Annotated in this window: 12 protein-coding genes; all 12 read left to right on the forward strand. The window is 45.4% G+C overall.

All coding sequences use genetic code 11. The features are described 5' to 3' along the window. The first annotated feature begins 149 nt into the window (after positions 1–149). Positions 150–896, forward strand: a complete 747-nt coding sequence (locus B6K08_RS08010) for a DeoR/GlpR family DNA-binding transcription regulator (protein WP_080325874.1) — start codon at positions 150–152, stop codon at positions 894–896. 4 nt (positions 897–900) lie between these two features. Then, entirely contained in the window at positions 901–1809 is a 909-nt protein-coding gene (gene pfkB, locus B6K08_RS08015; protein ID WP_080325875.1) for a 1-phosphofructokinase, read from the forward strand. Positions 1810–1872: 63 nt separating this feature from the next. Then, entirely contained in the window at positions 1873–3756 is a 1884-nt protein-coding gene (locus tag B6K08_RS08020) for a PTS fructose transporter subunit IIABC (protein WP_080325876.1), read from the forward strand. A gap of 230 nt (positions 3757–3986) precedes the next feature. Further along, positions 3987–5126: an HAD family hydrolase gene (locus B6K08_RS08025; RefSeq protein WP_159446735.1), complete on the forward strand. Its 1140-nt coding sequence runs from the start codon at positions 3987–3989 to the stop codon at positions 5124–5126. A 217-nt stretch (positions 5127–5343) separates the two neighbouring features. Then, complete coding sequence (locus B6K08_RS08030; protein ID WP_052212519.1) at positions 5344–6684, forward strand: D-serine ammonia-lyase; 1341 nt, start codon at positions 5344–5346, stop codon at positions 6682–6684. A 43-nt stretch (positions 6685–6727) separates the two neighbouring features. Next, the gene (locus B6K08_RS08035) at positions 6728–8716 is read left to right on the forward strand and encodes a proton-conducting transporter transmembrane domain-containing protein (protein WP_080325878.1); all 1989 of its coding nucleotides are present in this window, start codon (positions 6728–6730) and stop codon (positions 8714–8716) included. Further along, complete coding sequence (locus B6K08_RS08040; protein ID WP_027397029.1) at positions 8716–9600, forward strand: respiratory chain complex I subunit 1 family protein; 885 nt, start codon at positions 8716–8718, stop codon at positions 9598–9600. The genes B6K08_RS08035 and B6K08_RS08040 overlap by 1 nt, the downstream gene beginning before the upstream one ends. Before the next feature lie 15 nt (positions 9601–9615). Further along, positions 9616–10245: a hydrogenase gene (locus B6K08_RS08045; protein ID WP_080325879.1), complete on the forward strand. Its 630-nt coding sequence runs from the start codon at positions 9616–9618 to the stop codon at positions 10243–10245. 3 nt (positions 10246–10248) lie between these two features. Beyond that, on the forward strand, positions 10249–11751 hold the full coding sequence (locus tag B6K08_RS08050; RefSeq protein ID WP_080325880.1) for a proton-conducting transporter transmembrane domain-containing protein: 1503 nt from the start codon (positions 10249–10251) through the stop codon (positions 11749–11751). After that, entirely contained in the window at positions 11751–13253 is a 1503-nt protein-coding gene (locus B6K08_RS08055) for a hydrogenase large subunit (protein WP_080325881.1), read from the forward strand. Before B6K08_RS08050 ends, B6K08_RS08055 begins: the two co-directional genes overlap by 1 nt. Before the next feature lie 19 nt (positions 13254–13272). Next, positions 13273–14013: an NADH-quinone oxidoreductase subunit NuoB gene (nuoB, locus tag B6K08_RS08060; protein ID WP_080325882.1), complete on the forward strand. Its 741-nt coding sequence runs from the start codon at positions 13273–13275 to the stop codon at positions 14011–14013. 253 nt (positions 14014–14266) lie between these two features. Next, positions 14267–14475: IS66 family insertion sequence element accessory protein TnpA (gene tnpA / locus B6K08_RS08065; RefSeq protein ID WP_143254872.1), on the forward strand; the 209-nt coding region annotated here is incomplete at its 3' end.

Below are 14475 nucleotides of genomic sequence, written 5' to 3' on the forward strand. Positions count from 1 at the left end.
ACTGCTTGGAGGCAGTGCTCCGCTTTTTTTATGTAATTGCTCTTTCTTATTTATGATTAATTTTGATTATTTATGACTGATATTGGTTGACTTTGACTGAGTTTGGCTGTATTATAAATACAGAAATCAATTTTAGGAGAGTGATAGCCGTGCTTACCGAGGAGAGGTACGCAGCTATATTGAAGATTTTAGCGGAAAAAAAGGCGGTGACGGTTCTTGAGCTGACCAAAGCGTTACAGACTTCGGAGTCCACAGTACGCCGGGATTTGACCGCTCTGCATCGTAGTGGCAGATTGTACAAGGTTTACGGCGGTGCTACTACCATTGATAACAATTATTCAAGCTCAGAGGAAGATATGCAGACCAAGTGGGATTTGTATCCTGAGGAAAAGGTTGCTATTGGCCGCAAAGCTGCAGAGCTTATAACAGGTGAGGATTTTGTTTACATTGATGCTGGTTCCACCACCTTGCACCTTATTGATTTTTTGACGGACAATGGTGCTACCTTCGTAACTAACGGTATGCAACACGCAGTGCGTCTGTTAGCCAAGGGCTTCAAGGTCTTCATTATCGGTGGAGCGGTAAAGGCCGTAACTGAAGCCGTGGTTGGTACAGAAGCCTTGAAAAGCCTGGAGAATTACAATTTTACCAAGGGCTTTTTCGGTACAAATGGAATAAGCCCCAAGTCTGGCTTTTCTACTCCGGATGCCGATGAGGGGGCTGTCAAAAGTGAGGCAATGGCGCGATGTAAGAGTGCCTTTGTGCTGGCCGACAGCTCAAAGTTCAACAAGATATCCCCCATTACCTTTGCTGGAATTTCCAGTGCCACCATAATTACAGGACGGCTGGAGGATAAGAAGTATCGTGATTACACCACCGTCTTGGAAGGAGAGTGAGTACATGATTTATACCGTAACCTTTAATCCGTCGCTGGATTATATTCTGCGACTTGATCATTTTGCTGCCGGCGAAATAAATCGGGTGAACTATGAACAGATTTTAGGTGGTGGCAAGGGAATAAATGTATCCATTGTGCTGAAAAATCTTGGCCATGATAGTACCGCCCTTGGTTTTGTGGCTGGCTTCACTGGTGAGGAAATCAAGAGGCAGCTGCAGGAGTTTGGCGTAAAAAGCGATTTTGTTCAGCTGGAGCAGGGATTCAGCCGTATCAATGTGAAGGTTAAGGCTGACAAGGAAACAGAGATAAACGGACAGGGACCGGACATTAGCGAAAACAAACAAGGGGAGCTTTTTTCAAAATTGGATAAATTGGTGGCATGGGATACCCTGGTATTGGCCGGTTCAATTCCAAAGGCACTGCCGGATGATATTTATCAGCGCATTATGGCACGACTTGAAGGCAAGGGGATTCGAATCGTGGTTGATGCGGAAAAGAAGCTGCTTTTGAATGTTTTGCAGTATCATCCGTTTCTCATCAAGCCAAATAATCACGAGCTTGGTGATATGTTCGGCGTGAAGCTCACCGACCATGATGAAATAATAACCTATGCCAAGAAGCTGCAGGACAAGGGGGCACAAAATGTCCTGATATCCATGGCTGGGGATGGAGCTATTCTGCTGACGGCAGCAGGGGTATCTTATAGGTGTCCGGCACCTCAAGGAACTCTGGTAAATTCCGTTGGTGCAGGGGATTCCATGGTGGCTGGGTTTATCACTGGTTTCATGGAATCAAATGGGGATTTTGAGAGGGCCTTCCACATGGGAGTGGCCACTGGGTCGGCTTCGGCCTTCAGTGAAAATCTTGCCACCAGACCGGAAGTGGAAGAACTGCTCAAAGGAATTGGGTAATAGCCTTTAGGCATTATTTATATAATTTTTATTTATATAATTTTTATAAGGGGAGAGAAAATTATGCGTATTAGGGATTTGCTCAAGCAAGAGAGCATTGTATTGGGTGCACAGCCGGCGGATAAAAATGCCGCTATCAATCAGTTGGCCGACCTTATGGAGGCCAGTGGCAATTTGTCCGATAAGGCGCAGTATGTGAAGGATGTGCTGGCCCGTGAAGCTTCCAGCTCCACAGGACTGGGTGACGGCATTGCAACACCTCATGCCAAGAGTGTTGGCGTAAAAACAGCCGGCCTGTCTGCCATGACAGTGCCTGACGGTGTGGATTTTGATTCCGAGGATGGAGAGCCTAGCCGTTTGTTCTTCATGATTGCTGCTCCGGAATCGGCTTATGATGCCCACTTGGAAATATTGTCCAAGCTGGCTACCATGCTTATGGATTCAGATTTCAAAGAAGCCCTGGTGGCTGCCAAAACCAAAGAAGAATTTTTGCGCATCATAGATGAAAAGGAAGATGACAAGTGCGTTGTTGCTTCAGATGGGGTAGCGGCTCCTTCTGATTACATTCAGATTTTGGCTGTAACTGCCTGTCCTACTGGTATTGCCCATACCTTTATGGCAGCGGAAAGTCTGGAACAACACGCCAAGAAGCGTGGCATCACCATAAAGGTTGAGACCAATGGCTCCAGCGGTGCCAAGAACGTGCTGACGGCAGAAGAAATCAGCAAGGCCGATGCCATTATCGTGGCAGCTGATAAGAATGTGGCCATGGCACGTTTTGATGGAAAGCCTGTCATTATTGCCAAGGTGGCCGATGGTATTAACAAGGCTGATGACCTTATTGACCGCGCCTTGTCCGGCAATACTCCAATATATCATGCCACTGGTGCCGAAGGTACAGAGGGGGCTGCTGATGTGGAGGGTGAAAGCCTGGGTCGTCAGATTTACAAGCATTTGATGAATGGTGTCAGCCACATGCTTCCATTTGTAGTAGGTGGCGGTATTCTAATCGCTTTGGCCTTCCTCTTTGATGATTATTCCATTAATCCAAGCAACTTCGGTTCCAATACTCCATTGGCGAAGTTCCTTAAGGATATTGGCGGTGCTTCATTCGGCTTTATGCTTCCTATCCTTGCGGGCTTTATTGCAATGTCCATTGCGGATCGTCCAGGTCTGGCCGTAGGCTTTGTAGGTGGTGCATTGGCTAGTACCACTGGCTCCGGATTTTTGGGAGCTTTGCTGGCAGGCTTCGTGGCAGGCTATAGTGTAAACCTGTTGAAGAAGGTTTTCGCCGCCTTGCCTGAATCTCTGGAGGGTATCAAACCAGTTCTTCTGTATCCTTTCTTTGGAATTCTCCTTATTGGCTTTATCAGCATGTTTATAATTGCACCACCTGTAAGTGCAATTAACACCTGGCTGGTTGATACGCTGAAAAACATGGATCCAAATGCCCGAATTCTTTTGGGTATTGTTATGGGTGGTATGATGGCTATTGACATGGGTGGTCCTATCAACAAGGCGGCTTATGTTACTGGTACAGGACTGTTGGCCTCCGGCGAATATCATGTTATGGCTGCTGTAATGGCTGGTGGTATGGTACCACCTCTTGCTATTGCCCTGTGTACTACTATCTTCCCTAACCGCTTTACTGAAAGCGAGCGGAAGGCTGGTATCACCAACTACGTTATGGGTATGTCCTTTATCACGGAAGGTGCCATTCCATTTGCTGCCAGTGATCCATTGCGGGTAATTCCTTCAGTATGTGTCGGTGCGGCTACTGCTGGGGCACTGTCCATGGCATTCGATTGCACATTGCAAGCCCCTCATGGTGGTATTTTTGTAGTACCTACCATTGGTAATGCTGGTATGCACCTTGCTGCAATTCTGGGTGGTGCAGTAGTAGGATGCATTATGATGTCAGTACTGAAAAGACCATTGAATAAATAAATGAATAATTGCTGGTTGTCATCAGCATAAAAAATAGTGAACCCATCTCGCCTGTATGAGATGGGTTCATTTTGTCTTTATTAAAAAATTTTAATTTTTTTTTAATATTAGCAGGAATTATGGAGTGCATGTAGAAATACTAAATTATGTTCAGAATACCTGAACAAATTAAAAGTTTAATATTGTGCACTGAGGGGTGCGCATGTGAAACGAAAGGGGTAAGTTTATTTATGAAGACAAGTAAGAAATTAGCATCCGCATTGATCGCTTTGGGCCTGGCTTTTGGTGCTGTAGGGGCAGACATGGCTACTACTGAGGCTGCTTCTGTTAGCGAGATTGCTCAGATTAACGTAAAGAAGGATGGCTCCAACTTCCAGTATTGGAATCAGGATTCCGCTTCCTTCAAGGCACTGAAGGCTTATGTTGAGGATGTTACCAATCCTAGCAGCCCTAACTTCATTCCTGTAAAGGATCGTGTATGCGTATCTGACATGGATGGTACTTTCTATGGTGAGTTGGCACCTACTTATTCTGAGTGGTATCTGTATTTCCATCGTATGTTCAATGACCCAACTTACAACCCAACTCCAACTGAAAAGGCTTATGCTTTGGAGTGCTTGAAGGCAGCTAAGGCTGGTAAGATTTCCGCTGACATGGATGAAGGTGAAGACCGTGCTCAGTCCTATGCTTTCCAGGGTATGTCCATGGAGGACTTCGACAAGTATGTTGATAACTACTTCTCCAATGCTCCACTGGATGGCCTTACCAACTGCACCTTTGCAGAGGCTTACTATCTGCCAATGGTAGAGGTTATTACTTATCTCCAGAACAACGGCTTCAACTTCTACGTTGTAACCGGTACTGACCGTCAGCTGGTTCGTCAGGCACTGAAGGCTCCAATGCCTTCCATCAATGCTGACCATGTAATCGGTACTGACAGCTTGCCTGTTATGGAGCGTCAGGGCTGGGCTGGTTCTCAGTATTTCCTCTTCAATGAAGATGGCGCTAAAGATAAGGTAATGCGTGGCCCATTCCAGTTCACTGATAACAAGGCTGGTAAGGTTCAGAATATTGCCAAGGAAATCGGTATTCAGCCAGTTATTGCTCTTGGCAACTCCACTTCCGATGGTTCCATGCTGAACTATGCACTTGCTAACCCTAAGTATAAGAGCTTCGCTATGGGCGTATGCTGCGATGATAGCGTTCGCGATTGGGGTACTCAGGCTAAGGGCGACAAGTTCAAGGCTTTCTGTGAGAAGTATGGCATTACTCCAATTTCCATGGCCAAAGACTGGAAGACTATCTATGGTTATAACGTAACCAAGACTCCTACCCGTGATTTTGATACTGCCAAGGATTTCAAAAAATAAGCATTTGCTTACATAAAAGAACCCATCATTAAACACATAAAGGCTGCTTGCCAGGTGAGTTATTCATCTGTCAGGCAGCCTTTTCTTATTGTAGTGATTTATTATTGAACTGTTATGGCATTATATGTATAATATTCTAGGTGGTTTTTACGCCACATTTTTTGTGTGCAAAAAAATATGGATGGTTATTTTACCCAAGGAAAGGAAGTTATAATATATGGAACTGGATAGCCTTTCTTCGCTTGAAAAACGTGAGATTTTATTTACTGATATAAAAAATGCCATTGAGGTCAACTGGATCAACAATTCCAAGCTGCCCAACAATGATGCTATTATTCGTTCTGTTCTCAACTTGTCAGATATTGATTCCGCTGAGGCACGCTTGAGACGCTTTGCACCATTTATCAAGATGATATTTCCAGAAACTGTAGAGTCAAAGGGAATAATTGAATCTCCATTGGTGGAGGTGCCAGAGCTAAGAAAAGCTCTTAACCGTGAAAAAATAGGTGCCAATTTGGCAGGTAAGCTCTATATGAAGATGGACAGTATGTTACCTATAGGAGGCTCCGTAAAGGATAGAGGCGGCATCTATGAGGTGCTGAAATATACCGAGGATTTGGCTGTGAAAAACGGTGTACTGGAAAGCTATGAGGATGATTATTGCAAGCTGGCCAGTCCTGCCGCCAAGGCCTTTTTTAGTACAAAAAAATTGCATATAGGCTCCACTGGTAATTTGGGGCTTAGTGTAGGTCTTATGGGAAAGGCCATAGGTTACGAAATAATTGTGCACATGTCCTCTGACGCAGCGGAATGGAAAAAAGAGCTGCTTCGCAGTAAAGGGGTAATCATAAAGGCCTATGAGGGTGATTACGTTGAGGCTGTTTCCAAGGCAAGGGCCGAATCAGAGGTTGATGCCAATGGCCATTTTGTTGATGATGAGGATTCCAAAGAAATGTTTTTGGGCTACGCTGTTGCCGGCAAGAGGCTTAAAAAGCAGATGCGACAGCAGGGCATAGTAGTGGATGATAAGCATCCTCTGTTTGTATATATTCCATGTGGTGTAGGTGGTGCTCCTGGCGGCATTACCTTTGGCCTTAGACAGTTTTTGGGCGACAATGTACACTGCTTTTTTATAGAGCCAACCCAGGCTCCTTGTGTGCTTTTGGGTATGGTTACTGGCCTGTACAATAATATTACTGTACAAGATATTGGACTTTCCGGGAAAACCCATGCTGATGGGCTGGCAGTGGGCAGACCGTCGGCGGTTATCGGTGATTTCATCAAGCCATTTTTGACTGGAATTATTACTGTCAAGGACAAAAGACTTTTCGATTATTTGCGCATTTTGTGGGAGTCAGAAAAGATTTTCATAGAGCCTAGCTCCTGTTCAGCCATTCATGGTCCTGTTTGCTGGAGCCATTCCAAGGAGATGGATGATTATCTGGAGGATAATAATCTTCATCGTTATATGGAAAACGCAACCCACATTATCTGGGCCACCGGTGGTGGAATGGTGCCTGAGGATATTCGTCAGGAGCTTTTGGCGAAAAGAGTTTGATAAGGGAATACAAATAGATATTAGTTGATTTGGAGTTGAAAAAATGGATTTTATGGTACTTTCCCTTCTGGTTTATCTGTTGGGAGCTGTGACATTTATTTGGCCGAAAAAGGCTGAATTAGTGGCACATTATTTTGGTATGCTTTGCTCCATTGCAGCCAGCGGATTGGTGGCTTTTTCATCATTGAGCTATCTTCTTTCCTCTGACAGCGTATGGCTTATTGATATGGCTTGGGGGCAATATACCCTGCAGGCCGATGGCTGGAGCGGGGCTTTTCTTTTGATTACTGGTGTAGCTGGTGTAATCATCAGTATTTATGCCATTGATTATGGCAAGGGATATTTAGGCAGTCGAATTAGGGCATTGGGTGGCCTATGGAATTTATTCCTTATGTCAATCGTTTTGGTACTAATTGCCGGTGATGCCTTTACCTTTATTATTGCCTGGGAAATCATGGCCTTGGTTTCCTTCTTGCTGGTAAATCATGAGTCGGAAAAGAAAAAGACTGTTAGTGCAGCTTATCAGTATATGGTGATGACCCATATTGGAACAGCGGCTATTATGGTAGCCTTTTACTTGGTAGCCAGTGCCGCAGAGAGCTTTTCCTTTATGGATATGGCCAACAATAATTTATCCGGTTACATGAAAAATGTGGCTTTTTTGTTTGCCTTTGGCGGCTTCGCTTTAAAGTCAGGTCTTATGCCACTTCATATATGGCTGCCAAATGCTCACCCGGCAGCACCTAGTCACGTATCTGCTCTTATGAGTGGTGTTATGTTAAAGGTGGCTCTTTATGGCTTTGGTCGCTTTGCTTTCCAGTTTATTGGTATGGATGTATTCTGGTATGGACTTATTGTAATGGTTGTGGGCTTGATTTCCGCCTTTTTAGGTGTACTTTATGCCACTATGGAGGTGGACATGAAGCGTATTTTGGCCTATTCCTCCGTGGAAAATATGGGTATTATTTTCTCAGCCTTTGGTTGTGGTATGGTGCTTTATTCCATGAAATTCCCTATGCTCTCCGTGGTTGCCTTTACTGCGGCCCTGGTGCATGCTGCCAGCCATAGCCTTATGAAGGGACTGCTCTTTATGAGTGCCGGATGTGTAATGCATGCTACTGGCAGTAAAAATATTGAACACATGGGTGGACTGGCAAGAAAAATGCCTTATACCGCTTTATTTACCCTGATTGGCTCTATGGCCCTGTCTTCCATGCCATTCACCAGTGGCTTGGTAGGGGAGTGGCTTACTTTACAGAGCTTTATTACCTTTGCTCAGCAGGCTGGATCACCGGAATTACGTTTGCTGGTGGTATTTGCCTTTATTATGCTGGGACTTACCGGGGCCACTGCTTTAGGGTGCTTTGTGCGCATGTATGGCATTGCCTTTTTGGGCCGTGCCCGTACCCATATTGTGGAAAAAGCTCACGAAATGCCGTTCTTCATGCTGGCTGGTCTGGCCCTTGAAGCTGTTTTGATTGTTTTTGTTGGTGTAATGCCAGATTTTCTGGTAAATCTTATGCAGCGTGTCGTTTCCGGCAGTGGCATTATCCTTATGGGCAATCCACTGGGAATAATGTGGGGTGGAAGCGGCTACTATGCACTGTATAGTCCTGCTCTTATCTTTATTGTCTTTGCTTTTATTGGTGTATTTATGGTTGCTGCCGTTTATCGTTCCAGCACCTTCCAGGCAAAGGAGGTTACATGGAACTGCGGTACTGTGCCTACATCCCGTCAACAGTATTCTGCCACTGGCTTCAGTAAGCCACTGCGCCGCGCCTTTGACGGTATTCTCAATCCAAAGCGCCGTACCACATATCTCCGCAAGGAGCATGCTTATTTCGGTCGTAAGCTCCATTATGAGCTGTCTATTCCGGACCTCTTTAATGATAAGCTGTACAAGCCACTTCAGCAGATGCTGATAAATTCATCCTCATCCTTCCACAGAATTCAGGAGGGAAGTGTTAGTATTTATATTGGCTACACCATGGTGGCCATGATTGTTGTATTGATTTGGGGGGTACTGTTGTAATGGAATATATAGTGACAAGTATCGGCCTCAGTTTGGTACAAGGATTTGTGTTATTGCTGATTGCCCCATTGGTGGCTGGTATAATTAACAAGGTTAAGGCACGGCTCCAGAAGCGTCAGGGTGCCAGCATTTTTCAGGAGTATTTTGATATCTGCAAGTGGTGGAAGAAGGCCACAATTTTGACTCCATATACCGGGGTTATCTTTGTGCTGGCTCCAGTGGTTTATTTTATGACCTCTTTTATGGCAGCCACCATGGTTCCAGGCTTTCTGACTGGTCAGTTCAGCATGGGTGATGCCTTCATTTTCGTGTATATTTTAGCCCTGGGCCGTTTCTTTATGACCCTTTCTTCAATGGATGCGGCCACTTCCTTTGGCGGCATGGGTGGTTCCCGTGAAATCTACATTTCCGTATTGGTGGAGCCTGCGGTTATGCTGGCTATTCTCATTAACAGCATCCGCTATCATTCCACGACCCTTTCTGCCATGGTAATTGACTACAATGAGGCGTTCTTTACCGTGTCTGCTGTTTTGGCTTGTGTTGCCTTTTTCCTGGTTATGCTGGCAGAAAACAGCCGTCTTCCGGTGGACAATCCGGACACCCATCTGGAGCTAACCATGATTCACGAGTGCATGACTCTGGAGTATTCCGGAAAGCTGTTGTCCCTTATTCATTTGGGCAGCTATCTTAAAATTGTCGTTTTTCTGGCTTTGTTTGGTGCCCTTTATGTGCCGGTGGAAATTCCTTTGGCACTGAAGGTACTGTTGGGGGCAGTACTTATTGGTATTGTGGAAACACTCAATAACAAAATGCGCCTTTTCAAGGTCCGGGTATATCTTGGTGCCGCAATAGTTCTCTTATTGCTGGCTATTATTGCAGAATAAGGAGGTCACAGAAATATGGATTATTTAGTAGTGTTCTTAGTTCTTGTGGTTTTCCTGCAAACCAGAGTTACGGACTTGAAAAGAGCAGTTATCTGTTTGGCTAGTCAGTCGGTAATCATTGCAATTGCTTGCTTTGTTATCGGTTTTTCCCATGGCAATGATATCCATGCGGTAATGCCTGGTGTATTGACTCTTATTGTAAAGGTTATCTTCATTCCAGGTGCTGTATATCGTCTGGTAAACAAATTGAAAAACGAGCGGGAAATCGTTTCTGCCAGTAATGTAAATTATTCCACCATGGCGGCAGCCCTCTTTTTGGTAATGGGCTATGCCTTGGTTGAGCGTCTTATGCCTGGTTCTGTTGGCCGTGATATAGTGGCAGCGTCTATTTTGATGATTATGACCGGCCTTTCACTGATGGTGCTCCGAAAGCGTGCCATTATTCAGATTTGCGGTCTTATAACCTTGGAAAATGGCATCTATCTGTTAGGCCTTCTCATGACTGAAGGCTTGCCTCTGGTGGTGGAGCTTGGCGTTTTCCTGGATGTGCTGATTGCCGTAGTGGTTCTGGTTATACTTACCTCCAGAATGCGTCTGTCCTTTATGACAACTGATACAAGCGTAATGAAAAAATTGAAGGGGTAATTTATGAATTTGGATATACGAGAATTAATATATATAATACTTGCCCTGCCATTGGTTTTCAGCGCTATCTCGGCGGCAAATTTTCTGGGCAGGAATGTACTTCATTGGTTGAACCGTTTGGTGGCAACCGGAGTTGGGGCAGCTATTGTTATGCTGCTGATGACCTTTGATGCCAATATCCCATTTGCTGGTCAATACATCTATTTAGATGCCCTCAGTATGTGGATGCTTATGATAATTGGTACTCTGTATTTTGCCTTTGCCTGGACCAGTAAGGCGTACTTGGATAGAGATACCAATAAGCGCTATGGATACCTTAGACGCTTTGGCTATTTGGAGGGGCGTTTCTATGCCCTGTCCCATATATTTGTGTGGATAATGTTCCTGGTGGTGTTGGTCAATAATCTTGGTCTTATGTGGGTTACCATAGAGGCGACCACCCTGGTTTCCGCTTTGCTGGTGGCCTTTAAGTTTACCCGTACTTCATTGGAGGCTACATGGAAGTATGTAATGGTATGTACAGTAGGTATCTGTCTGGCTCTTTTGGGTACTATTATTGTTTACTATATTCAGCTTACTACCATGGGCAGTGATAGTCCTTTGAACTGGCTATATATGGTAGAGCACAGTAAAAATATTGATCCGGTTATGGCTAAGTTCGCCTTTTGCTTTCTCTTTGTGGGCTATGGTACCAAGATTGGTTTGGCACCAATGCATGCCTGGTTGCCTGATGCCCACTCCGAGGCCCCGGCCTTGACCAGTGGTCTGTTATCCGGCTCATTATGTATTTGTGCCATTTATGTGCTTATCCGTAACATCGTTATTCTCATGCCATCTATTGGCATAGATTTCATCAGCGGCTTATGCCTGTTTTTTGGTATATTTACCATTGCTGTGGCTGTACCGTTTGTGGTGGTGCAGCGCGACATCAAGCGCATGCTGGCCTATTCCTCCATGGAAAACTTCGGCCTTATGGTTGCAGGACTTGGTTTATTTGTACCAATTGCCGCTCAGGCCATGCTGCTGCACATGTTTAACCATGCACTGGTAAAATATTCACTGTTTTATACAGCTGGTACTATTATGGAGGAGTACGGCACGAAAAATATGATGCGGATTCATGGCATGATGGTTCAGGTGCCTCGGACAGCCTGCTTTTTACTTCTAAGTATTGTTGCTATCCTTGGTATGCCACCATTTGGTGTATTTTTCAGTAAATTTTACATGATCTATGGCTTCTTTACTGCCGAGCATCCTTGGTTGGGCGTTATCACCCTGATATTGTTGGCTGGTATGCTGATTGGTATCCTGTATCATATTCTCCGCATGATGGGTGGTCAGTCGAAAAAGAAATCCTCCGGAGAGCTTTTTGGTGTTATTGATTCCTTGACCATTGCCGGATTGCTAATCTTTAGTGGAATTGCCAGTGCCGGGTTAAGTGAAATTACTGTCCTTAACCGCCTGTTGGAGGCTGCGGCCAAGATTGTATTGGGAGGTGTCGCATAATGATGACAACTATTATGCCAGAGGCCATCCTTATGGCAGCTGAAAAGATGTCCGCAGGTGGCAAGCATCCTCTCACAGCCATGTTTGGTCGGGATGAAACAGCCAATGGTGTGGGCTATGTTATATATTGTTATTTTGAAATTCCCGAAAATAAGACCGTAGATGGATTTAAGGTAGTATTTAATCCAAACGGTTCTTTGGAGTATGATAGTATCACTCATATTATCCCGGCGGCTGCTTGGTATGAAAGGGAAATTAAGGATATGTTTGGCTTGGTGCCAAAGGGTCATCCTGATCTTCGCCCATTGGTGCTTCATGAAACCTTCCCGGAGGATTTTTACCCTCTCCGTAAGAACGTAAAGGTTAATGCCAAGGTGCGGGGGGAACGCCAGTTTAAGGTGCGTACTGCCAAGGGTGAAGGACTTTTTGAGGTGCCGGTTGGACCAATTCATGCTGGTATCATTGAGCCAGGGCATTTCCGCTTCAGTCAGGCCGGTGAAGCCATGCTTCAGCTGGATGCCAAGCTCTTTTACACCCATCGTGGCATAGAAAAGGCAGTGGAGGGCAAGACTCCTTATGAGGCTCTGCCTATAGTGGAGCGCATTTGCGGGGCCTGCAGTGTTTCCAACACCTGGAGCTTCTGTCAGGCGGTGGAAAAGGCTGTAAATGTTAAGGTTCCAAGACGTGCTGAAATTATCCGTACCCTGTTAATGGAGCTGGAACGTATCACCAATCATGTGGGTGATATCGGCAATATTCCCGCAGGCGTGGGCTTCAATCCAGCCATCAGCCTTGGTGGCCGCCTGAAGGAAAAGCTGATGCGTCTCTGCGAGGCCGTGGCGGGGAATCGTTTCCTCAGGGGCATGATTATCCCGGGCGGTGTTTCCATGGATATTACTCCTGAGCTTTGTGACCATATTCATCAAGTGATGGATGAGGTGGCTGATGGAGTGGAGGATATGGCCACCATGTTCCGTGAGCAGGAGAATTTCCAGAATCGTATTCAGACCACTGGTATTGTACGCAACCAGACTGCCATGGATTTGGCCATGGTGGGCGTTGGTGCCAGAGCCAGTGGCTATAGCCATGACAGTCGTAGTGACTTTACTTATGGAGTCTATGATGAGCTGGACTTTAAGCCATATACCAAGACCATGGGGGATGTGGCAGCTCGTCTGCTGGTTCGCATCGGTGAGCTGTCTGCTTCCTTTGAAATGGTGGATAAGCTTATTGAATTGCTGAATAGCTGCGGGGAGCAGGAGCTTTCCGTGGCAATGGAATATAATGAAGGTTTTGGCTGGGGCATCAGTGAATCTGCCCGTGGCAGTAATTTCCAGTATGTGGCTCTTGATGGTGATGGCCGCATTGACAGACTCTTTGTCCGCAGTGCTTCCTATGCCAACTGGCCAGCCCTGCCTATTGCGGTTCAGGGTGATATTATTCCTGATTTTCCGCTTATTAACAAGAGCTTCGAGCTTTGCTATGCCTGCATTGACAGATAAGGAGAGATGAGTAAAAGCTATGTTTAAGGTTTTGGAACGTATTTTTAAAGACAAGCTGGCTACCGAGAAAATCTCTCTGGCAGGCAGTGATAGATATAGAGGGCCAATAGAGGGCAGTGCTGATGGTGATGTACTTAAGGAATGTGCCGCTGCTTGTCCAGTAAAGGCCTTTGCCGTATCTGGTGACGGCTATACCATTGACTACAAGAAATGTATCTTCTGTGGTCGTTGTGTGGAGGCCTGCGCCAAGAAGGCCATAAATGAGTCCGGCCTTCACCATAAGCATGAGGATGCTCTGCCAGTATTGCTTGAAAGCGGCCAGGAGGTTTTACAGGACGTTTTAAAGGAGAAGCTGGGGCGTTCTCTCCATGTTCGTCATTTAGATGCTGGTTCTTGTAATGCCTGTGACTTTGAAATGGGTGCCATGAGCAATCCTGTTTACGATTTGCATCGTTATGGTGTTCATTTTGTGGCGTCGCCACGTCACGCAGATATGCTGATGGTTACGGGGGTTGTTACCCGCAATCTGGAGCAGGCCCTTAAGATGTCCTATGAGGCTCTTCCAGAGCCAAGGCTGGTAATGGCCTGTGGTGCCTGTGCAGCTGGTGGCGAAACCTATGGTGACACATACGCAGTTGTAGGAGCCGCTGATAAGGTGGTGCCGGTTGATTTATATGTACCGGGCTGTCCTCCAAGACCAACAGCCATGATTATGGGATTGTTGGCGGCTGCTGATATGCTAAAGGAAAAAATGAAATAATTAATTTACATGAATCGGGCTGCGTATTGCAGTCCGATTTTTTGGTGGGAAAATTAGAATATAATTGCCTAAATATTACATGTATACATGCAAAACCTATATTAAATTTACCATTTATGATATAATATGGTAAGCGTCAAAGTTTAAGTCGTCTTCCCGCCAGCCCATTCTCGTGGGATAATAACACTAACAAATTAAAGTTTTGCCGAATGTCTTCGTGTTTCGGGAAAACTTCAAATTGGAGGTGTTTTCTTTGGCGGATAATTCGTTAGAAATACGAACCAGGGTCCGCATGGCTCAATGGCAGTCAATAATTAAAGAGTGCAAGGAATCCGGCATGACGGTAGCTGAATTCTGTGAAGACAGAAATATCAGTTGGCACGCCTATTACTATTGGCTGCGAAAAATCAGGGAATACATTACTCAGCCCCAAACTACAGAAACCGAGTTTGTACAATTGCC

It is taken from the genome of Anaerovibrio lipolyticus DSM 3074 (genome assembly GCF_900141865.1).
Classification (GTDB): Bacteria; Bacillota; Negativicutes; order Selenomonadales; family Selenomonadaceae; genus Anaerovibrio; species Anaerovibrio lipolyticus.

What these genes read in the sequence shown, in the direction of transcription:
- B6K08_RS08040 (WP_027397029.1), top strand. Translation starts at nt 8,716, where the DNA reads ATGGAATATATAGTGACAAGTATCGGCCTCAGTTTGGTACAAGGATTT.
- pfkB (WP_080325875.1), top strand. Translation starts at nt 901, where the DNA reads ATGATTTATACCGTAACCTTTAATCCGTCGCTGGATTATATTCTGCGA.
- B6K08_RS08025 (WP_159446735.1), top strand. Translation starts at nt 3,987, where the DNA reads ATGAAGACAAGTAAGAAATTAGCATCCGCATTGATCGCTTTGGGCCTG.
- B6K08_RS08020 (WP_080325876.1), top strand. Translation starts at nt 1,873, where the DNA reads ATGCGTATTAGGGATTTGCTCAAGCAAGAGAGCATTGTATTGGGTGCA.
- nuoB (WP_080325882.1), top strand. Translation starts at nt 13,273, where the DNA reads ATGTTTAAGGTTTTGGAACGTATTTTTAAAGACAAGCTGGCTACCGAG.
- B6K08_RS08045 (WP_080325879.1), top strand. Translation starts at nt 9,616, where the DNA reads ATGGATTATTTAGTAGTGTTCTTAGTTCTTGTGGTTTTCCTGCAAACC.
- B6K08_RS08055 (WP_080325881.1), top strand. Translation starts at nt 11,751, where the DNA reads ATGATGACAACTATTATGCCAGAGGCCATCCTTATGGCAGCTGAAAAG.
- B6K08_RS08050 (WP_080325880.1), top strand. Translation starts at nt 10,249, where the DNA reads ATGAATTTGGATATACGAGAATTAATATATATAATACTTGCCCTGCCA.
- B6K08_RS08030 (WP_052212519.1), top strand. Translation starts at nt 5,344, where the DNA reads ATGGAACTGGATAGCCTTTCTTCGCTTGAAAAACGTGAGATTTTATTT.
- B6K08_RS08035 (WP_080325878.1), top strand. Translation starts at nt 6,728, where the DNA reads ATGGATTTTATGGTACTTTCCCTTCTGGTTTATCTGTTGGGAGCTGTG.